General features: G+C 61.3%; 17 protein-coding genes. 4 read left to right on the top strand and 13 right to left on the bottom strand.

Translation table 11 applies throughout. The features are described from left to right. Positions 1–97: 97 nt before the first annotated feature. The 11 genes from C3938_RS08955 to C3938_RS08905 form a co-directional block, all read right to left on the bottom strand. Positions 98–1,420: an adenylosuccinate synthase gene (locus C3938_RS08955; RefSeq protein WP_105102801.1), complete on the bottom strand. Its 1,323-nt coding sequence runs from the start codon at positions 1,418–1,420 to the stop codon at positions 98–100. A gap of 106 nt (positions 1,421–1,526) precedes the next feature. Further along, on the bottom strand, positions 1,527–2,717 hold the full coding sequence (locus tag C3938_RS08950) for an ATP phosphoribosyltransferase regulatory subunit (RefSeq protein ID WP_105102800.1): 1,191 nt from the start codon (positions 2,715–2,717) through the stop codon (positions 1,527–1,529). Between the two features lie 215 nt (positions 2,718–2,932). Continuing rightward, a complete protein-coding gene (gene hflC, locus C3938_RS08945) occupies positions 2,933–3,808 on the bottom strand; it encodes a protease modulator HflC (RefSeq protein ID WP_105102799.1) in 876 nt (291 codons plus the stop codon). Between the two features lie 12 nt (positions 3,809–3,820). Next, positions 3,821–4,975: an FtsH protease activity modulator HflK gene (gene hflK / locus C3938_RS08940; RefSeq protein ID WP_105102798.1), complete on the bottom strand. Its 1,155-nt coding sequence runs from the start codon at positions 4,973–4,975 to the stop codon at positions 3,821–3,823. A gap of 96 nt (positions 4,976–5,071) precedes the next feature. Beyond that, positions 5,072–6,409, bottom strand: a complete 1,338-nt coding sequence (gene hflX / locus C3938_RS08935) for a ribosome rescue GTPase HflX (RefSeq protein ID WP_105102797.1) — start codon at positions 6,407–6,409, stop codon at positions 5,072–5,074. Positions 6,410–6,589: 180 nt separating this feature from the next. Next, positions 6,590–6,871 (bottom strand): RNA chaperone Hfq, encoded by a 282-nt coding sequence (gene hfq, locus C3938_RS08930; RefSeq protein WP_105102796.1) that lies wholly within the window; start codon positions 6,869–6,871, stop codon positions 6,590–6,592. A 179-nt stretch (positions 6,872–7,050) separates the two neighbouring features. Continuing rightward, on the bottom strand, positions 7,051–8,013 hold the full coding sequence (gene miaA, locus C3938_RS08925; RefSeq protein WP_105102795.1) for a tRNA (adenosine(37)-N6)-dimethylallyltransferase MiaA: 963 nt from the start codon (positions 8,011–8,013) through the stop codon (positions 7,051–7,053). A gap of 149 nt (positions 8,014–8,162) precedes the next feature. Then, positions 8,163–10,055, bottom strand: a complete 1,893-nt coding sequence (gene mutL, locus C3938_RS08920) for a DNA mismatch repair endonuclease MutL (protein WP_105102794.1) — start codon at positions 10,053–10,055, stop codon at positions 8,163–8,165. 128 nt (positions 10,056–10,183) lie between these two features. After that, a complete protein-coding gene (locus C3938_RS08915) occupies positions 10,184–11,506 on the bottom strand; it encodes an N-acetylmuramoyl-L-alanine amidase (protein WP_105102793.1) in 1,323 nt (440 codons plus the stop codon). Positions 11,507–11,558: 52 nt separating this feature from the next. After that, positions 11,559–12,056, bottom strand: a complete 498-nt coding sequence (gene tsaE, locus C3938_RS08910) for a tRNA (adenosine(37)-N6)-threonylcarbamoyltransferase complex ATPase subunit type 1 TsaE (protein WP_105102792.1) — start codon at positions 12,054–12,056, stop codon at positions 11,559–11,561. Positions 12,057–12,075: 19 nt separating this feature from the next. After that, on the bottom strand, positions 12,076–13,578 hold the full coding sequence (locus tag C3938_RS08905) for an NAD(P)H-hydrate dehydratase (RefSeq protein WP_105102791.1): 1,503 nt from the start codon (positions 13,576–13,578) through the stop codon (positions 12,076–12,078). Between the two features lie 122 nt (positions 13,579–13,700). Here C3938_RS08905 and queG point away from each other — a divergent pair, with 122 nt between their 5' ends. Next, the gene (gene queG / locus C3938_RS08900) at positions 13,701–14,819 is read left to right on the top strand and encodes a tRNA epoxyqueuosine(34) reductase QueG (RefSeq protein ID WP_105102790.1); all 1,119 of its coding nucleotides are present in this window, start codon (positions 13,701–13,703) and stop codon (positions 14,817–14,819) included. Between the two features lie 418 nt (positions 14,820–15,237). Here queG and orn read toward each other — a convergent pair whose 3' ends face one another. Continuing rightward, positions 15,238–15,780: an oligoribonuclease gene (gene orn, locus C3938_RS08895; protein ID WP_267893029.1), complete on the bottom strand. Its 543-nt coding sequence runs from the start codon at positions 15,778–15,780 to the stop codon at positions 15,238–15,240. Positions 15,781–15,967: 187 nt separating this feature from the next. Here orn and rsgA point away from each other — a divergent pair, with 187 nt between their 5' ends. From rsgA to asd, 3 genes are all read left to right on the top strand, one after another. Then, positions 15,968–16,999 (top strand): small ribosomal subunit biogenesis GTPase RsgA, encoded by a 1,032-nt coding sequence (rsgA, locus tag C3938_RS08890; protein WP_105102789.1) that lies wholly within the window; start codon positions 15,968–15,970, stop codon positions 16,997–16,999. A gap of 39 nt (positions 17,000–17,038) precedes the next feature. Next, positions 17,039–17,845 carry a sulfurtransferase gene (locus C3938_RS08885; RefSeq protein WP_105102788.1) on the top strand — a complete coding sequence of 269 codons (807 nt, stop codon included), beginning with the start codon at positions 17,039–17,041 and terminating at the stop codon, positions 17,843–17,845. Positions 17,846–18,127: 282 nt separating this feature from the next. Next, complete coding sequence (gene asd, locus C3938_RS08880) at positions 18,128–18,979, top strand: archaetidylserine decarboxylase (RefSeq protein ID WP_105102787.1); 852 nt, start codon at positions 18,128–18,130, stop codon at positions 18,977–18,979. A gap of 89 nt (positions 18,980–19,068) precedes the next feature. Here the strand turns inward: asd and C3938_RS08875 are convergent, their stop codons facing one another. Continuing rightward, positions 19,069–20,451, bottom strand: coding sequence for an HD-GYP domain-containing protein (locus tag C3938_RS08875; protein ID WP_105102786.1), 1,383 nt, complete (start codon positions 20,449–20,451; stop codon positions 19,069–19,071). Between the last annotated feature and the right edge of the window lie 119 nt (positions 20,452–20,570).

Raw genomic sequence — 20,570 nt, 5'->3', positions numbered from 1 at the left:
GTCTCATGATCGGAATTTAACCGCCAGACGCCTGGCCCAGGCAAGGAAAGATTGGGACCGGCGGGTTTCGCCGGTCCCGGATCTGGAGAGAGATCGATCAGACGCTGGGACTGTGGATGCCCATTTCACACAGGGCGGAGGATTCGCGCACGATGGTCTGCACACGGTCCGGACCGGTGGAGATGATGTCGATGGGCGCACCTACCAGCTCCTCGATGCGGGCAATGTAATCGCGCGCGGTCTGCGGCAGCTCCGCTTCGCGGCGCACGCCGAAGGTGGTCTCGCTCCAGCCCGGCATGGTTTCGTACACGGGCTCCACACCTTCCCAGCCGGCGGCGTCGAACGGTACCGGGATTTCCTCACCGGCGGCATTGCGGTAGCCGACACAGATTTTTACTTCCTCGAGGCCATCCAACACGTCCAGCTTGGTCAGGCACAGACCGGAAATACTGTTGATGCGGATCGCGTGGCGTACGGCCACGGCGTCGAACCAGCCAGTACGGCGTGCGCGGCCGGTGGTGGCGCCAAACTCGTGGCCCTTCTCGCCCAGGTGCTTGCCGACTTCACAGCCCAGCTCGGTGGGGAACGGACCGCCGCCTACGCGGGTGGTGTAGGCCTTGGTGATACCCAGCACGTAGTCCAGGTACAGCGGGCCGAAACCGGAACCGGTGGCAGTGCCGCCGGCAGTGGTATTGGAAGAAGTCACGTAGGGGTAGGTGCCGTGGTCGATATCCAGCAGTGAGCCCTGGGCACCCTCGAACAGGATGTGCTCGCCGTTCTCGCGGGCCTTGTGCAGGGTATCCGCCACGTCGATGATCATCGGCACCAGCTCTTCGCGCCAGGTTTCCGCCAGCTTGAGGGTGTCCTCGTAGCTGACCGGATCGACCTTGTAATACTGGGTCAGGGCGAAGTTGTGGTATTCCATCAGTTCTTTCAGCTGGGCGCAGAAGTTGTCCCAGTTGCACAGGTCGCCGAGACGCAGGCCGCGGCGTGCCACCTTGTCTTCGTAGGCCGGGCCGATGCCGCGACCGGTGGTGCCGATGGCTTTGGCACCGCGGGCTTTCTCGCGCGCCTGGTCCAGGGCCGAGTGCACCGGCAGGATCAGCGGGCAGGCGGGAGACAGGCGCAGGCGCTTGCGCACCGGCACGCCGGCGGCTTCCAGGTCCCCCATTTCCTTCAGCAGGGCTTCCGGGGACAGCACCACGCCGTTGCCGATCAGGCAGCTCACGTCCGGGCGCAGTACGCCGGAGGGAATCAGGTGCAGCACGGTCTTTTCACCGTTAATCACCAGGGTGTGGCCGGCGTTGTGACCGCCCTGAAAGCGGACTACCAGTGCGACTTTCTCGGTGAGCAGATCAACAATCTTGCCCTTGCCTTCGTCGCCCCACTGGGTGCCCAGCACCACTACATTCTTGCCCATGTGCGTAAATCTCGTGTCGTCAGTTCAACAATGGACGGGCGGATGAAAAGAGCGGCCGCGCCCGTCGTGCGGCCTAAATTCTTGAATCAACTGGGTAGTCTAGGGTTCAGGAGCGCGGCTTCACCACCCAGGTGTCACCGTCTCGCACCAGCTCGCGGTCACAGCGCGCGAGGGTTTCGGTATCATCGCTGCCCTCCCCGGGCATGGCACTGATCACAACCTCGCCACTGGCGCGCAGGGCACCTACCGCCTGCCACAGCGCCGCACAGTCGCTCGCGGGCGCGAGAATAGCACCCGCCTCGGCAGCGCCGTTGTGCCCCAGGGCATTGATGGCCGCCAGATCGGTACTGAAACCGGTGGCCGCGCGGTCGCGCCCGAACACGGCACCGATACCATTGTAGCGGCCACCGTTGGCCAGGGCCTGGCCGTGGCCCGGGGAGTAGGCGGCAAAGACCAGTCCGGTCTCGTAGTCGTAGCCACGCATTTCACCCAGATCAAAAAACAGGGTTACCTGCGGGTAGCGGCGCGCCACGGCATCCGCCACCTGCTGCAACTCTTCCAGCGCGCTCACCAGGGCGCCGGGGCCGCCGGCGAACAGTTCGCGCGCACGCGCCAGACATTCGCTACCACCGGCAAGGCGCGGCAGGCTGCGCAGCCAGGTGGCGGCCTGAGCGTCGGCCACATGTTCTTCCACCCAGCGCTCGATATCCGCCACTGCCTTGCTCTGCAGCAGGGCAATAAGTGCAGCCTGCTGGTCGCTGTCGAGCCTCGCCACCTCGGCCAGGCTGCGGAAAATCGCCACGTGCCCCAGATCGAGATGGATCTCGCGGATGCCGGCGGTCGCGAGGGTTTCGAGCATCAGACTGATGACTTCGATATCGCCCTGCAGGCTCTCAACACCGTAGAGCTCAGCGCCGATCTGGATCGGCGCACGCGGCCCCATGGGGGTACGCGGGCGGGTGTAGAGTACCTGGCCGGCGTAGCAGAGGCGGTTCGCGCCGCTGCGGGGAAAACTGTGGGAATCGATACGCGCCGCCTGCGGCGTGATATCCGCGCGAATGCCCAGGCTGCGCCCGGAGAGCTGGTCGGTGACGCGGAAGGTACGCAGATCCACATCCCGCCCCATGCCAATCAGCAGGGAGTCGGTGAATTCCACCATCGGCGGAATGATCATCTCATAGCCCCAACGGTGGTAGAGATCCAGCAGGTTTCTGCGCAGGGTTTCCACCCGCTTGGCATCCGCGGGCAAAATCTCGGCGATGCCATCCGGTAGCATCCAGCGTTCAGCTTGGGTCATGGTGTGGGCGTTCGACAGTATTCGGCAATTAACGGAACGGTACGGTCTCGGCGACCGCGACAACCTCAATTCCGGCGGGCGGCTTCTGTGGTCGGGCAGTCCGCGGATTGACGCGCACCACGCCGACACAAAAAAACCGGGCGCCGGCCCGGTTTTGGGGATTTTACCACTATTTGCCGGGCCTGTGGCCAGTCCCGGCTGGATTGGCGGAGTGCTTATTTGCCCGCGGGGTCTTTCAGGTAGCGGAAAAACGCGCTGTCCGGCTCCACCAACAGCATATCACCCTTGTCCTTGAAGGACTCCCGGTACGCGGTCAGGCTGCGGGAGAAGCGATAGAACTCGGGATTCTTGCTGTAGGCGTCGGCATAGATCCGCGCAGCCTCGGCATCACCGGCACCACGCAGCTCTTCCGCCTGGCGATAAGCTTCAGATTCGATCACCACTTTCTGGCGGTCGGCGTTGGCGCGGATGCGCTCGCTCGCCTCCTGGCCCTTGGCGCGGTGATCGCGAGCTTCCAGTTCACGGCCGGTGCGCATCCGCTGGAACACGGACTCGGAGACCTCCGGCGGCAAATCGATACGCTTCACACGCACATCAACCACTTCCACCCCCAGATCTTTCTGTGCGGTCTCATTCAGGTTCTTGGTGATATCCGCCATCAACTGGTCGCGCTGACCACTCACCACTTCGTGCAGGTCACGCACACCAAACTGGTTACGCAGACGGTTGTTGATCTGCTCCGCCAGCAGGCGCACGGCGTTGCGCTCGTCACCGCGGGTCGCCTTGTAGAAACGCCCCACGTCGACGATACGGAACTTGGCGTAGGAATCCACCATCATGAACTTGTTTTCACTGTTCAGCATCCGCACCGGCTGCGAATCGACGGTTTGAATACGCGCGTCGAACTTGCGCAGCTCGTGCACCAGTGGAACCTTGAAATACAGGCCGGGGGTGTAGTCGGTGCGCACCAGTTCACCGAAGCGCAGCAGTACCGCTTTTTCGGTTTCCTTGACCACGAAGGCGCTGCTGGAGAGCACCAGCAGGCCAACCAGTATCAGTGCGATGACAAAAAGAGACTTGTTGTTGTTCATGGCACTTCTCCCTTAGCGGACTTCACGGGCGCGGCGATTGCTGTTTACTTCCGTACGCACCTGATTCATGACTCTCTGGGTAATCTCATCGATCACCTGGGAGGAAACCTGAGTGCGCGTGCTCGCGCCGCTGCCGCTGTTTTCAGCCAGTTTGTCCAGCGGCAGGTACATCATGTTATTGCCACCTTCGACGTCCACCATCACCTTGGAGGTATTGCTCATTACATCCTGCACCGTATCCAGGTACATACGCTCGCGAGTCACATCCGGGGCGCGCTGGTATTCCGTCAGCAGTTTTTCGAAGCGCGCGGCTTCACCACGGGCGCTCTCGACGACGCGGGACTTGTAGGCCTCCGCCTCTTCGATCATGCGTTGGGCCTGACCGCGGGCCACCGGGATCACCTGATTGGCGTAGGCCTGAGCCTCGTTCTGCAGACGTACTTCGTCTTCGCGCGCACGCACGACGTCATCAAACGCATCCTGCACTTCACGCGGCGCCTTGGCGTCGGTGAGGTTCACCACGTCGACGCGAATACCGGTTTTGTACAGATCCAGATACTGCTGTAACCGCACCTGGGTGTCGGCGGCAACCTGGGTACGGTTCTGGGAGATGACACCGTTCAGAGTCTGGGAACCCACCACATGGCGCAGCGCGCTGTCGGTAGCCTCCTGCAGGCTTTTCAGCGGGTCGGCCACACGCAGTACAAAGGACTCCGCGTCGTCGATGTGCCACTGCACCTGCAGTACCACGTCCACAATACTGGCGTCTTCCGTCAGCATCTGGCCGGTGGTGCGCTCGGTTCGCACCTCGGTCATGTTCACCTTGGTGACGTTATCGATCAGTGGCGGGTTCCAGTGCAGACCTGAGCCTACCGTTTCGTGATACTTGCCGAGACGCAACACCACTGCGGACTGGCTCGCATCCACCTGATAAAAGCCCCACAGGCCGTAAACCACAGCGAGCACGATAAGCACCAGCGACCAGGGGAAGCTGCCACTGCCACCGGGGCGACCGTCGTCGGCGGTGGTGGGTTTGCCCCCAAACAGGCCGTTCAGTTTCTGCTGCATCTTGCGCAGCAGCTCATCCAGGTCTGGCGGGCCATCATTATTGCGATTGCCACCACCCCAGGGGTCCTTGTTATTACCACCCGGTTCGTTCCAGGCCATTGGTCAACTCCAATTCAATCAATTTATTAATCGTTAGCTGTCGCGAAATTCTAGCATTTTCCCCCGCGACACTGTGTCTCTGCGCGACGGCTGTATTTATTCGGCTTCCCAGTCTTCCGGTTTCGGCTCTGCATCGGGATTTTCCGGCAGCCACTGGGGTGGATTGCCCGCCTCGCGGAAGGGTGCGAGCAGCCGCTGCAACTCAGAGCGCGGCAACATGACGTGCAGCTCGGCGTCACCGTTGTCGCGGTAACTCTCACGCTGAACGGCGTTACTGGCAAACAGCTGTGCGCGCAGACGGGAATGCTGCGGCGGAATTACCAGCGCACCATTCACCATCTGGTTACCCAGGCGTTCGGCAATGGCTTCTACGAGCAAATCACATCCGGCACCGGTAGCCGCGGACAACCACACCGCACGCGGCACGCCCTGATCGTCGCGATCGATGCGCGGTGTCATGTCCGCCAGCAGATCGATCTTGTTGTACACCATCAGATGCGGCAGTTCCGATGCACCGATTTCCTCCAGCACCAGCTGCACTTCCTCGATCAGGTGCAGACGGTTTTCCGCCGCGGCATCCACCACGTGCAGCAACAGTGAGGAACTCGCGGCTTCTTCCAGCGTGGCACGGAAGGCCTCGACGAGACGGTGCGGCAGATGAGAGACGAACCCCACGGTGTCGGCGAGGATCATCGCACCCACATTTGGCAGCTCCACCCGACGCATGGTCGGATCCAGAGTGGCAAACAGCTGGTCGCGTACATACACGTCGGCATCGCTGACGCGGTTGAACAGGGTGGACTTGCCGGCATTGGTGTAGCCCACCAGAGATACAGTGGCGACCTCTGCGCGAGAGCGCGCACGGCGCCCCTGCTCACGCTGGCGGCGCACCTTGTCCAGGCGCTTTTCGATCGCGTCGATGCGTGCGCGCAACAGACGGCGGTCGGTTTCCAGCTGGGTTTCACCTGGGCCGCGCAGACCGATACCACCCTTCTGTCGCTCAAGGTGGGTCCAGCCCCGCACCAGGCGGGTCGACATATGGCGCAATTGCGCCAGCTCCACCTGCAACTTGCCCTCGTGGGTACGGGCACGCTGGGCAAAGATGTCGAGAATCAGCCCGGTACGATCGAGAACCCTGCACTGGAGCTCGCGCTCAATATTGCGCTCCTGGCTCGGTGACAGGGTGTGATCAAACAGCACCAGCTCCGCACCGTGCTTTTTCACCGTCTCGTTGATTTCTTCCAGCTTGCCTTTGCCGACGAAGGTTTTTGGGTCTGGGGTGGCGCGGGTGCCGAAGATGAAGGCCACCGGGTCGGCACCGGCGGATAGCGCCAACTCTTCAAATTCACGGGGGTCATCGGGGCTGTCGATGGCGGAAAGTTCCAGGTGGACCAGCACCGCAAGTTCACCGGATTCCGGGCGATCAAAAAACAAGGATTATTCTCTTGGGTTCAAAAAAGCACCAGGTCACTGGCACCGAACAACAGACGCCCCGGGCATGCCGGGGCGCTGTCGGTAATTGCTCTGCTCCGCCAGACACCACGCCGCCCACGACCCGGGCACCTCTCGTCATCAGAAAAGGTAACCGGCGCGGGTGTGCCGCGGTGTTCAACTTCAGCCGAAGGTCTCGCTGCCACCTTCCGGGCCAGCGCCTTCACCGCCCGGGCCCGCCGGATTCATCAGCGGAACACGCACAGCGCGGGAGGGTACTACGGTGGAAATGGCATGTTTGTAAACCATCTGGCTTACGGTATTTTTCAGCAGTACTACAAACTGGTCGAAAGATTCAATCTGGCCCTGCAGCTTGATGCCATTGACCAGATAGATGGAAACCGGGATACGCTCTTTACGCAAAACATTCAGGTAAGGGTCTTGTAAGCTGTGCCCTTTTGACATCGTTTTTCTCCTTGCCAAAAGATAAATCGCCAGATGACGCACGATCGCGCCCGCGAATCCCGCGGACTAAGGACGGCCATGGTGATGAGGCGTATAAAAAAGAGCCATAACTAAACAGGGCTCTGTGAATAACTGACTGATGTGGGCCGGATATCCCGACACACTCACGTTATGGCTGCTCAACCAAGAAATTTCAAGGCCTCTGTCAACATTTCATCGATTTTGCGCACTTTGCCGCCAGGGTCCTGTGCATAGAGGTAATCCACATCCGGCCACCCCCGCAACCAGGTCAGCTGGCGCTTGGCCAGCTGCCGGGTAGCGGCGATTCCAGCCTCCCGCATCTGCGCGTAATCGGTATCGCCGTCGAGATATTCCCACACCTGGCGGTAACCCACGGCGCGGATCGCCGGCAGGTCCTTGTGCAGGTCGCCGCGCGCGCGCAGGGCTTTCACCTCATCGATAAATCCATTTTCCAGCATGCGCTCAAAACGCAGCGCGATGCGCTGGTGCAACATCGCGCGATCCCGCGGCAGGATCGCCAGTTGCTGAACACGGTAGTGCGCGAGAGGTGATGTGCGCTCCTGCTCGGCACGCAGCTGTGTCATGGTCTTGCCGGTGAGATGGTATACCTCCAACGCACGCTCGATGCGCACTGAATGGTTCGGGTGCAGCTCGGCCGCGAGTGCCGGATCCACCTTTTCCAGTTCCCGGTGCAGCGCTGGCCAACCCTCTGCCGCTGCGCGCGCTTCGACCTGAGCGCGAAATTCCGGGTCAGCCTCTGGCATCTCCGCCATGCCCTGCAATAGAGTCTTGAAGTAGAGCATGGTTCCGCCCACCAGTAGCGGAATTTTTCCCACCGCGGTGATCTCCTCCATCGCCGCCAACGCATCCTCGCGAAAGCGCCCGGCGGAATAACTCTCGGCCGGATCGCAGATATCGATCAGACGATGGGGATAGCGGGCCAGCTCTTCCGGGGCAGGCTTGGCAGAACCGATATCCAGCCCGCGGTACACCAGCGCCGAGTCCACGCTGATCAGTTCCACCGGCAGATGCTCACTGATGGCCATGGCGAGATCGGTCTTGCCGGAGGCGGTGGGGCCCATCAAAAAGATTGCCCGGGGACGAGTGTCACCCAAACTCATTCTGACTCCTCTAAAAATCGTAGCGAGCGGGTTGCTGGTGGTGGCCGCCGGGGCAGAGGCGGCGGAGCGTATAGGTCATACATGTGTATGCCTACCGGGCTGGCGCACCAGCACCGCCGGACGCCGCCAGGAGCCCGCGCAGTAGATTTTTACTGACCACGCATAAACCATTTATCCATGTCCGCCAGTTTAACCTGCGTCCAGGTGGGGCGACCGTGGTTGCACTGGCCACTGCGCTCGGTGCGCTCCATATCCCGCAGCAGAGCGTTCATTTCCGGGATGGTCAGTTTACGGTTCGCGCGCACGGAGCCGTGACAAGCCATGGTGGAGAGAATTTCATTGATCTGGTTGCCGATACGATCGCTACTCCCCTCCGCCAGCAGATCGCTCAGCACATCCCGCACCAGCTGTTCCACCGGTGCGCCGTGCAACATGATGGGCACCTGACGCACCATCAGCGTTTCCGGGCCGGCGCGCTGCAACATAAACCCGAGTGAGGTAAACACTTCCTCGCGCTCCTCAAAACAGTCGGCCTCGCGCTCGCTTACGGCAAGGCTCACCGGCACCAGCAGCGGTTGCGCCTGGATGCCGCCGGCGGCGTGGGCGGTTTTCATCTTTTCGTAGACGATGCGCTCGTGGGCCGCGTGCATGTCCACCACCACCATGCCGTGTTCGTTCTGGGAAAGAATATAGATACCGTGCAATTGGGCGATGGCGAAACCCAGCGGCGGCGTTTCGCTTTCGGACTCCGCAGGCAGCGGCTGCGACCAGGAACTGGCGGACACCGGCGCCTCGCGCACGCCATCACCGTACGGCTTGTGCAGCTCACCGTAGCCCTGCATCTGCTGCTGGATACGCTCGGGTGAACTGCGCCCGGCAAACCCCGCCTGTGGATAACGGCCAAATCCCTCTTGCTGCGAGCCACCGGGCGCCTGTGTCAGCGCCATCCGCTCCTGACCGGAAAATTCGCCGGCGGCAATCCCGGAAAGTTCCACCCGTGTATCCTGTTGCTCCCGCTGCGATTCTTTGTCTCCGGGGCGGACATCCGCCAGCGCGCGGTGCAGGGAACCGAACAGAAAGTCGTGCACCAGGCGGCTGTCGCGGAAGCGCACTTCGTGCTTGGTGGGGTGCACGTTTACGTCCACCGCCGCCGGGTCCAGCTCCAGATACAGCACAAACGCGGGATGGCGGCCGTGATACAGCACGTCGGCAAACGCCCGACGCACCGCGTGGCTCACCACCCGGTCGCGGATGGCGCGACCGTTGACGTAGAAAAACTGCAGGTCGGCCTGGGAGCGGGAAAACGCCGGCTCCGCCACCCAACCCCACAAACGCAGGCCGCTGCGTTCCATATCGATGTGCAGGGCATTCTGCATGAACGCGGGTCCGCAAAGCTGGGCGACCCTTCGCTCCATTTCCGCTCTTGTCGTACCGCCGCGCAGATTGTGCACGCCCTTGCCGTTGTGGCGCAGACTGATGGAAACGTCGAAACGGGAGAGCGCGAGGCGCTTGATGGTTTCGTCGACGCGGCTGAACTCGGTTTTTTCGGTGCGCAGGAATTTCCGGCGCGCGGGGGTATTGAAGAACAGGTCCCGCACTTCCACGGTGGTGCCGCGCGGGTGCGCCGCCGGTGCCAGCTGGGTTTCCATCTCCCGCCCTTCCGCAGTCACCACCCAGCCTTTGCCGGTATCTTCCCGGCTGCTGGTGAGCGAGAGCCGGGCGACGGACGAAATACTGGCGAGGGCTTCGCCGCGGAAGCCCAGGGTAGCGACCGCCTCGAGGTCTTCAAGCGCGTGGATTTTCGACGTGGCATGACGGGCGAGCGCGAGATGCAGATCGTCTTTCTCAATGCCCTTGCCGTTGTCACGCACCATGATGCGCTTGATCCCACCACCGTCCAGATCCACTTCCAGTCTTGAGGCGCCGGCATCGAGGCTGTTTTCCAGCAGCTCTTTGATCACGGATGCGGGGCGCTCGACCACTTCACCGGCGGCGATCTGGTTGGCGAGTCTTGGAGAAAGAAGCTGGATATTGTCGGGCATTGGGGTCTTGGTACTTGGCGATTAACCCCGGAGCCACAATCAGGCCAAGCTTTCGGGGTCCTATTTAATACTGTGGCACCGGAGCACCGGGCTCTTTTAAGGCCACGGAGTGCCCGCACGGTTCCACGCTAGCCAGAAGGAATCGTCAACGTCTGCCCCACCTGAATCATGGAAGTCTGCATGCCGTTGGCCTTCTTCAGGTCCGCCACGGAAACGTTGTAGCGGGCCGCGATGCCCGACAGGGTATCACCGCGGGCAATCGTGTGCTTGCGGTCATTGCGACTGCCATTGGACGCGAGCCAGCTGCCAGCCGGCGGGCGCGACTTGAAGTGGGCGACGATGCCTTCGCCGAGCTTTTCCGCCATGCGTCTTTGGAACGACGGATCTCGCAGCCGCCGCGCCTCATCCGGATTGGTGATGAATCCGGTTTCCACCAGGATCGACGGCACATCCGGGTTGCGCAGCACCGAGAAGTTCGCCTGCTCCACCTTCTTCTTGTGCAGATGGGTAAAGCTCCCTATGGAATTCAATACACTGCTGCCTATATCCAGACTGGAATTCATGGTCGCCGTCATCGCCAGATCCAACAGCACCCCCGCCAGGGTATCGTCCTTGTCACTGAGACTCAGGCTGCCAGCGCCACCAATCAGATCCGATTCATTTTCCCGCTGGGCAAGAAAACGCGCCGTCTCACTGGTAGCACCGCGGGAGGAAACCACGTAAACCCCGGCACCGCGGGCTTCCTTGCGGGTAAATGCGTCGGCGTGGATGGAGACAAACAGATCCGCTTTCAGTTGACGCCCCTTTTTCACACGGTCGCGCAGGGGGATGTAATAGTCACCGGTACGCACCAGCTTTGCGGAGAACCCGGGCTCGCGGTCGATGAGTTTGTGCAGCTCACGGGATATCGCCAGTACCACATCTTTTTCCCGCACACCGCCGGGGCCGAGCGCGCCGGGGTCTTCACCACCGTGGCCCGCGTCGATAGCAATCAGGATCTTCCGTTGATCCGTCACCTGCTCGATGGTTTTTTCTTCCACTTTGTCGCGGTCGTGCAGGTCGATCACGAGGCGGTCGGGGAGCGTTTCGTGGCGGCGCAGGGCAAAGCTGCGGGGGTTAACCGGCTGTTTCAGATCCAGCACCACACGCAGGTCGCGCTTGTCCTTGGTGGCGTAGCGGACTGCGGAAATGGGCGTATCGTCCAGTGGCAGGTTGTCGATGGTGGCGGCGAGTTTTGCGCTGCTCACATCAATTACCACACGGTCGGGGTTCTGCAGGGTAAACAGCTTGTGCTCGGCGGGTCCGTCCAGGTCAAAAACCAGCCGGGTGTGGTCTGGCGCACGCCACAGACGCACCCCCTCCACCTCTGCGGCAATAGACGGCAGCGCGACGAGTAGCGCCCACACCAATAAAATACCTGGAAGTCGCACCGGCAACCCTGCTCCAATCATTATTATGCCCTGTCGATTCGCTTGCGCGGCCTCGCTCCATGAAGCGCGCGGTTCAGTGTTTCGCGAAGTGCGCGCCGGCCAATACCGCCGCTCCAGCGTCACTCATTGCAATCAAGTTTAGTTCGCGACCCTCGCCCTGCAGCCGCAGCTCGAGCCGCAGGTCCGGTGTGGGCAACACCCCCACTCCGCGTTCAGACCATTCCACCAGACTCAGGCTGCCGGGGCCGAAGTAATCCCGTACCCCCATATATTCCAGCTCTTCTGCGTCCCCCAGACGATAAAGGTCAAAGTGATACACACGAAAGTCGGCAAACTCGTAGGGCTCCACCAGCGTGTAGGTGGGGCTCTTTACCGCACCGCGGTGACCAAAGGCACGCAGTACACCACGGCTGAGGGTGGTCTTGCCCGCACCCAGCTGACCACCGAGAAAAATCACCAGACCCGCGGCCATACCGGTGTCGATACAGGCGCGACCGAGAGATTCGCCGGCGGCCACGGTGGCTGACTCGTCGGCGAGGAACTGCACTTTTTCCGCAGACTGCTTACTCATGACCTCCATCCGCCCCCTTTCAATCCACAAGGGCGCGGATATGCGGCAGCAGGTCCGTGGCGAGAAGCCCACGCTGGCCGTCAGCCGCCGCGCGGTTGCCGGCCTCGCCGTGCAACCACACCCCGAGACGGGCCGCTGCCGGCAGGGCCATACCCTGGCCGATCAGCGCGGCGATCACGCCGGTGAGCAGGTCGCCCATACCGCCGGAGGCCATGCCCGGGTTGCCGGTGTTGATCACGTCCACACCGTCGGCGTGCACAATCACCGTACCCGCGCCCTTTAATACCACCACTCCACTGAATTTTTCCTGAATCAACTTCGCGGCGGCAATCGGGTCTGCGGTGACTTCCGCATTGCTCACACCCAACAGGCGGGCCGCCTCACCGATATGCGGCGTCAGCACCCAGTCGTCACGCCTGATCCCGGCGAGCACACGGCCGCCGGCAAGGATATTCAGCGCATCCGCATCCAGCACCAGCGCCGCGTTCGCCCGCCCGGCGCGGGCCAGCAGCTGCTCGCTCCAGGGGGAACGGCCGAGGCCGGGGCCGACGGCAATCACATCCGGGGTTTCCAGCAAGGGTTCGAGTTCCTGCCCGGATACCACCGGGTGCGCCATCACCTCCGGGCGACGGGTGAGGGATGCCATTACGTGCTCAGGGCGGGTGGCGAGCGAAATCAGGCCACTGCCGGCACGCGCGGCCGCTTCGGCAGCCATCAGCGCGGCGCCGCCGAAACCGTGGTCGCCACCGACCACCATCACATGGCCGAACTGGTTCTTGTAGCTGTCCGCCGCGCGCGCGGGCAGCCGCTCAAGGCTGTCGCCGGTCTGACGGGTCAGCAGCGCGGGCATCTGTGCATAGACCTCTGAAGCTGCGCCCAGATCCTCGAAAATCACCTCGCCGGCAAGTGCGGGGCCACGCCCCAGAAACAGGCCGGCCTTGCGGCCGATAAACGTTACTGTCGCATCCGCGTTTACAGCGTCAACCGCAAAACCACTATCGGCATTCAAGCCCGACGGCAGGTCCACCGCCAGCACCGGTGCCGACGCACGGTTGATATGTGCAATCGCCGCACCCATCGGCGCGCGCAGCTCACCACTAAAGCCGGTGCCCAGCAGCGCATCCACCAATACGGTGTTTTTCCCCACCGCCGGCAGCTCCTCGAGACGGGTCACCAGCGTTGCGCCCTCGCGCTCGGCAAAGCCATAGGCCTCCAGCGCCTCGCCCTTCAGTTTGTTTGCCGGCATGCCCACAAACACAGTCACAGGAATCTGGCGCTGAGCGGCGAGCCCGGCCATCACATAGCCATCGCCACCGTTGTTGCCACCACCGCAGAACACCTGAATTGCGTCGACCTCCGGCCAGCGGCTGCGCAGAAAATCAAGCGCCGCGCGGCCGGCACGCTTCATCAGTACAATAGCGGGGATCTGCTGCTGACCGATCACAAGCCTGTCCAGCTGCCGTACGGCCTCGGCGCTGTAGAGTGGTTGCGGCGTTGAGGGGGAGGGATTCTGACTGTCCATAGAGAGGCTACTGCATTCCAGCTGTGGTCAATTTTTAAACTGTGGCAAAATACCGGCGATTATACCGTCTCCACCCCCAAACCGCCGCACACGGCCACTGCCAATTTCGTGACCATCCCTTCATGAGCGCTATACCAGACCCACAGACCATGGCCGCCCTCGCTGAACAGATTCGCCTGCGGGGCCGCGAGCTGGGTTTCCAGCAGGTGGGAATTACCGACTGCAGGCTGGAGCAGCACGGCGAGCGGTTGCAGGCGTGGCTGGATGCCGGCTACAACGGCGACATGGAGTGGATGGGCGCACACGGTAACAAGCGTTGGCGGCCGGAGCTGCTGGAGGAAGGCACTCTGAGAGTCATCAGCGTGCGCCTGGACTACCTGCCACCGGACACGCAGCCGGTGCAGATTCTGAAGGACCCGGACAAGGCTTATGTCTCCCGCTACGCCAACGGCCGCGATTATCACAAACTGATCCGCAAGCGACTGGCGCAGCTGGCGCAGCAGATCGATCGCTATTGCGAGGAGCGCGACATCGCCGCGAGTGGCCGCGCTTTCACCGACAGTGCGCCGGTGATGGAACGGGCGCTGGCGGAAAAGGCCGGGCTCGGGTGGATCGGCAAGAACTGCATGCTGATCAACAGCCAGGCGGGCAGCTGGTTTTTTCTCGGCGAGATCTACACCAACCTGCCGCTGCCGGTAGACGTGAGCGAAGAACCCAATCAGTGCGGCGAGTGCACGGCGTGCCTGAAGGTGTGCCCGACGGATGCGTTCGTGGACGCCTACACCCTGGACGCGCGCCGCTGCATTTCCTACCTGACCATCGAGAACAAGGGTTCGATCCCGGAGGAGTTCCGCGAGCCCATGGGCAACCGGGTGTTCGGCTGCGACGACTGTCAGATCATCTGCCCGTGGAACAAGTTCGCCAAACCCACCGGCGAGTCCGCTTTCCACCCGCGCCACGGGTTGGACAGTGGCGCACTGGTGGATCTGTTCCGCTGGACGGAAGAGGAATTTCTGCGGAAAACCGAGGGCTCGGCGATTCGGCGGATCGGGTTTGAGCGGTGGCAACGGAATCTGGCGGTGGCTCTGGGGAATGCTGATTTTTCCCCGGAAATTGTTGCGGTTTTGGAAGACTCTCTTGGTACCACTACGCCATTGGTGGCGGAGCATATTGAGTGGGCCTTGGAGCGGTTGCGCAGTGGGCGGCGTAGGAAACGGAAGATTAAAAGGGTTTCATCGTAAGCTTCCAAGCCCGGGGCACTCCGAGCTCTGATTTAGGTTCGGTGGCGGTGAAGCGCCGGGTATCTGTTTCCAAAACCGAGCTAGGCGCCCCCCTTCAATACATCCCTGTACGCTGCGTCGGCGACATCCCTGTCGCCGACGCTTTTGGAAACAGATCCCCATCACTCCACCTTAAATTCTTGTCTCTGTACGTCGTAAGCTTAGGTCGCTATTCAGTGCTTCGATTTTTGCTTACAGAGTATTGCACTCCAATGCGAAGGCCGGGTGCCGGGTAAGGGTTTTCAGGAGCGTCGCAAACAGGGACGTTTGCGACGCAGCGTACATGGATGTACTCGCAGCGGTCCTGAAAACCCTTACCCGGTGCCCGGCCGCCACCACCCCAGCTTCCAAGCCACCAACACAAACAGAGGTCAAAACCTCAGCTCATGCGAAAAAAATGCTCGCGATAGTGCTTCAGTTCATTGATCGAATCGTGAATGTCATCCAGCGCCAGGTGCGAAGAAGTTTTCTTAACACCCGCCAACACATCGGGCCGCCAGCGCCGAGCAAGTTCCTTCACCGAACTCACATCCAGATTCCGGTAGTGGAAGTACCGCTCCAGTAGCGGCATGTACTTCACCAGAAAGCGTCGATCCTGGCCGATAGAATTGCCGCACATGGGGGAGGCCCCTTCTGGCACCCAGTGCTGCAGAAACTCGATAGTCTCCCGCTCCGCCTCCCGCTCACTGAACGGCGATTCCTTTACCCGCGCCACCAGTCCCGAACCGCCGTGCTGCTCCGTATTCCAGTCATCCATCGCATCCAACAGCGCATCGCTCTGGTGGATTGCCATCACCGGCCCCTCCGCCAGCACATTCAGACGCGAATCCGTCACCACCGTCGCAATCTCGATGATGCGCTCTTTCTCGGGATCGAGACCGGTCATTTCCAGATCGATCCAGATCAGATTATTCTGATCCACAATAGTCTCCTGTCTGGCCGCCGGGCCCGGCGGCGAATATCTATGGGATGGAAGAAGGATGGGTCGGAGTATACAAAGGTGGCAAGCACAAAAGAGGCAAGGTACCGCAATCCTCCCGTGTTGCAAGTTATAATCCGCCGCCCTCCACAAACCGAGCGCCGCCATCGCGGCCCCTGAACCTGGATCTATGAGCAAACGCAAACTCAACCGCCGCCAGCAGTGGCGCATCGCCAAGATCCAGGAAGAGCGGGAGGCCCGCGCGCGCCGGCGCGATGAGAGTTTTGAACACGCCGAAGAAGATGGCGACCTGGGGCCGGAGCAGACCGGCCTGGTGATCGCCAACTATGGCAGCCAGGTGCTGGTGGAAAGCGAGTCCGACTCCGAGCTGCGACAACGCTGCCATGTGCGCGCCAACATCGAAACCCTGGTCACCGGCGACAAAGTCGCCTGGAACCCCGCCACCGGCGAATCCACCGGCGGACTGGGCGTAGTAGGTGCGCGACTGCCGCGCCACTCCGAGCTGCAGCGCCCGGACCGCTACGGCGACATGAAAACCGTCGCCGCCAATATCGACCGGATTCTTATCGTCATCGCGCCCTACCCCGAGCCCTTCGCGAATGCCATCGACCGCTATCTGGTCGCTGCGGAAACCACCGGCATTCACCCGATATTGCTGCTGAACAAGATCGACCTGATCGACGACAACAACCGCGACAGCCTCGAACAACTGCTCGCCCCCTATCCCGGGCTCGGCTATGAAGTGCTGAAGCTGTCCACCAAAACCGGCGAAGGACTCGACGGCCTGCTCGCCACCCTGGCCCAGGGCACCAGCGTGTTTGTAGGCCAGTCCGGTGTCGGCAAATCGTCCCTGATTAACGGTCTGCTGCCGGGCGCCGATGCGCGTACCGGCGCTCTGTCGGAAGCCACCGGCAAAGGCACCCACACCACCACCGCCGCGGAACTGTTTCATCTGCCGAGCGGCGGCGATCTGATAGACTCCCCCGGCATCCGCGAATTCGGTATCTGGCACATGAGCGAACAGGAACTGCTGGAAGGCTTCGTGGAGTTCCGCCCGTTTATCGGCTACTGCCGCTTCCGCGACTGCAACCACCAGGGCGAACCCGGCTGTGCCATCAAGGAAGCACTGGAACGCGGCGACATCAGCCAGCGGCGCATGGACAGCTATCTGCACCTGCGCAACAGCCTGGAAAACGAATAAGGGCCTCTCGAAAGGGCAAAACCCATTAAGGAACACGTCGTGAGTGAAGTACCCCTGATCCTGGAACCGGAACAACTGATCCCACTGCTGGAACACGAAGAAATCCGCGTGGTTGACTTAAGCTCCCCAGCCAACTATTTCGCAGGCCACATTCCCGGTGCCACCGGCCTGCCCTTCCAGGCTCTCCTCGCCGGCACCCCACCGGCCCCAGGAAAACTGCCCTCGATCGAGCGCCTCACCGAAGTCATGCGCGCCATTGGCCTCACCCCCGACACCCACATTGTCGCCTGCGACGACGAAGGCGGCGGCTGGGCCGGGCGCTTGCTGTGGACCCTCGAAGTTATCGGCCACAAAAAATACAGCTACCTGAACGGCGGCATGATCGCCTGGAAAAACGCCGACCTGCCGCTCACCACGGAAGACACCGTTGCGGCCCCCAGCGAAATCGACATCCGCATCGCCGACGACGCCCCGATGATCGACGCCGACCAGATCCAGCAGCGCCTCGGTCAGAACAGCCTGCAAATCTGGGACGCCCGCTCCCCCAGTGAGTACACCGGCGAACGCCTTGTCGCCATGCGCGGCGGCCACATTCCCGGCGCAATCAACTGCGAGTGGACCCGCTTGATGGACCCGCAGCGCGACCTGCGCATCCGCACCGATGCAAAAGAATTCCTCGCGGCGCTTGGCATCGACGGCGAAACAGAAATCGCTACCCATTGCCAGAGCCACCACCGCTCTGCGTTTACCTGGCTGGTGGGGAAATCCCTCGGATTTCCCATCGTGGCTTATCCGGGTTCGTGGAGTGAATGGGGCAATTTGCCGGATACGCCGATCGAAAACTAGACTCAGTGCCGTCGACTACTGGATTCCCGCCTGCGCGGGAATGACGATGCGTACTTGCTAACGAAGTAAACTCCTTCGAATTGAAGGACAGGTGGCGGGTACGGGTTTTCAGGAGCGTCGCAAACAGGAAGTTTGCGCCGCAGCGCCCAGGGATGGGTTGAAGGGGGGCGCCTAGCTCGGTCCTGAAAACCCGTACCCGGTGCCTGACCGCCACACAAACATCAACAGAGCACCAAAAGACTCTGGCACCAAACCAAAAACCAACGGGATTACACAAACCCAATGAACCCGAAACTGTTTATCTTCCTGCAATACATCACTCCCCAGCACCTGCTCTCACGCGCTGCGGGCTGGCTCGCCGAAACCCGCATCGGCGGCATCAAAAACCCGTTCACCAAATGGTTTGTGGAAAAATATAAAGTCGACATGAGCGAAGCGCTGGAAGAGGACTACACCGCATACACCTGCTTCAACGACTTCTTCACCCGCGCATTGAAAGAAGGTGCCCGCCCCATTGTCGCGGGTGAAAACACCATCGCAGGCTGCGCCGACGGCGCCATCAGCCAGTTGGGAGAAATCCACAACGGCCGCATCTTCCAGGCCAAAGGCCAGGACTACAGCCTGCTCGAACTCGTCGGTGGCGACCCCGAAGTGGCCGCGCAATTCACCGGCGGCAAATTCGCAACCATCTACCTGTCACCCAAAGACTACCACCGCGTCCACATGCCGCTGGACGGTGTACTGCAACGCATGATCTACGTCCCCGGCGAACTCTTCTCAGTAAATACCACCACCGCCGAAAACGTCCCTCGCCTGTTCGCCCGCAACGAACGCCTAGTGTGTATTTTTGATACCGCCGCCGGCCCCATGGCCATGATCCTCGTCGGCGCCATGATCGTCGCCGCCATCGAAACCGTATGGGCGGGACAGGTCGCACCACTCAAACGCCAGATCCGCACCACCCGCTATGACGAGCAGAAACCCATCGCGCTGAAAAAAGGTGAAGAAATGGGACGCTTCAAACTCGGCTCCACCGTAGTACTGCTGTTTGGCGCCGACAAAGTGAACTGGCTGGAAGAACTCACCGCGGAAACGCCGGTGAAAATGGGCGAGCATTTTGGAAATCTGAACTGATACCAGCAAGCCCCGCATAATCCGCGCGGGGCACACGCCTGCAGCCCCATGGACAGATGCCGCAGATCAGTGAAGCAGGATAGGCGGCCTTAACGACCGGGCAGGAAGCGCGCGATAAACGATGGCAGACGTTGCTCGCACAGGTACTGATCGCGCACCTTGGCCACATCGATCTGCGGAAACCGGCTGGGATCGAGATCCTGGGTGATGGTAATCAACCCCACCTCCGCCAGAGACTTTTTACCCTTGCTCACCAATGCCTGTTTGCGGTCATCGTCCGCAGCCATATCAAACAGGCGCGGTTTCTCCAGCAGTTTTTTCTCGCGGTCGGTCACCACCATCACCTTCGGCTTTAATCGTCGCTGGTGACTCTGTTCAACCACTACGGCAAGTTCACCGGTAGAAAGCTCTACCTGGGTACCGGTCGGATACAGACCAATGGACTGGATAAATTCCACCACCAGCTGCTCCTGAAAGGCACAGTTGCGCAGCTCATACAGCTGCGACACCGCTTTTGACGGCGGCACCGGGAACTCTGCGCCACGCGGGTTGGTGGCTTCATCGTAGAAGGTGACGATACCGCACAGACGTGCCAACACCGGGATCTGACCACCGCGCAGGCCGCGTGGGTAACCGCTGCCATCGTACTGCTCTTTATGGGCCTGCACGGTATTAAGAATCTGCTGATCGATGCTCGGGTCACTGGACAACAGCTTCACGCTGTAATCCACGAACTTGCGATATTCGAGCTCCGCTCGAGGATTGCGTTTTTCCGCTTTCAACACTTCGTCAGGCAGGAACAGTTTGCCGACATCTTTCAGCAGGGTCGCCACCCCGAGTTGAACCAGCTCCACGCGGCGCAGGCCAATGTGGCGCCCGAATACCACCGCCCAGACACAGGCGCGCACAGAGTGACTGTAAGTGTGCTCGTCCTTATCCCGCACCCGTGCCAGCCACGAAAATGCATCGGGACTGCGCAAGACGCTGTCTACCATCAGGCCTACGGTCTGGCTCACCTGGGTGGTAGGCAGCGGCCTGTCCGCTTTCAACTGCACCATAACCTCGTGCATACCGCGAATGATACGGTCATGCAGCTGCCTGGCCCTGGCGGCCTCTTTGCGCACGGGCTCGGGCGCCGCATAGCTGTTGTGGCGCACCTGCACAGGCTTGCAATGGATGGCGACGGGAATCCGGTGGTAACCGCCCTTGGCAGACGCGGCCTGCTGATTGCCGCTCGACTCACCAGCAGCGCGGGTGATCTTGCGCAGCTTGACGCCCACATCACCTACGCTTTTGATCACATCCACATAGACATAACGGCAGTATTTCTGCAGCTGGCGGATTTCCTCCAGGTCGCGAATATAGAAGCCCTGCAGGGCGAAGGGAGTACGCGTCCACGGGCGATCGAGGCGGGACACAAACATGCCCCGCTGCAGGTCTTCAACGAATACCTTCGCCTGTTCTATTGCCACTAGTCAGCTGCCGCGTTTTTGTTTTCTGTTTTGCGCTCTCGGGCGCCGGCGATAACGGCGCAACCGGCACACCAAAGACCCCGCACCGGCGAAACCGGAGCGGGGCTGAATTTTCACAC

The organism is Microbulbifer pacificus (assembly GCF_002959965.1).
In the GTDB taxonomy this organism is placed as follows: domain Bacteria; phylum Pseudomonadota; class Gammaproteobacteria; order Pseudomonadales; family Cellvibrionaceae; genus Microbulbifer; species Microbulbifer pacificus_A.
This window is presented reverse-complemented; position numbering and strand designations above follow the sequence as displayed.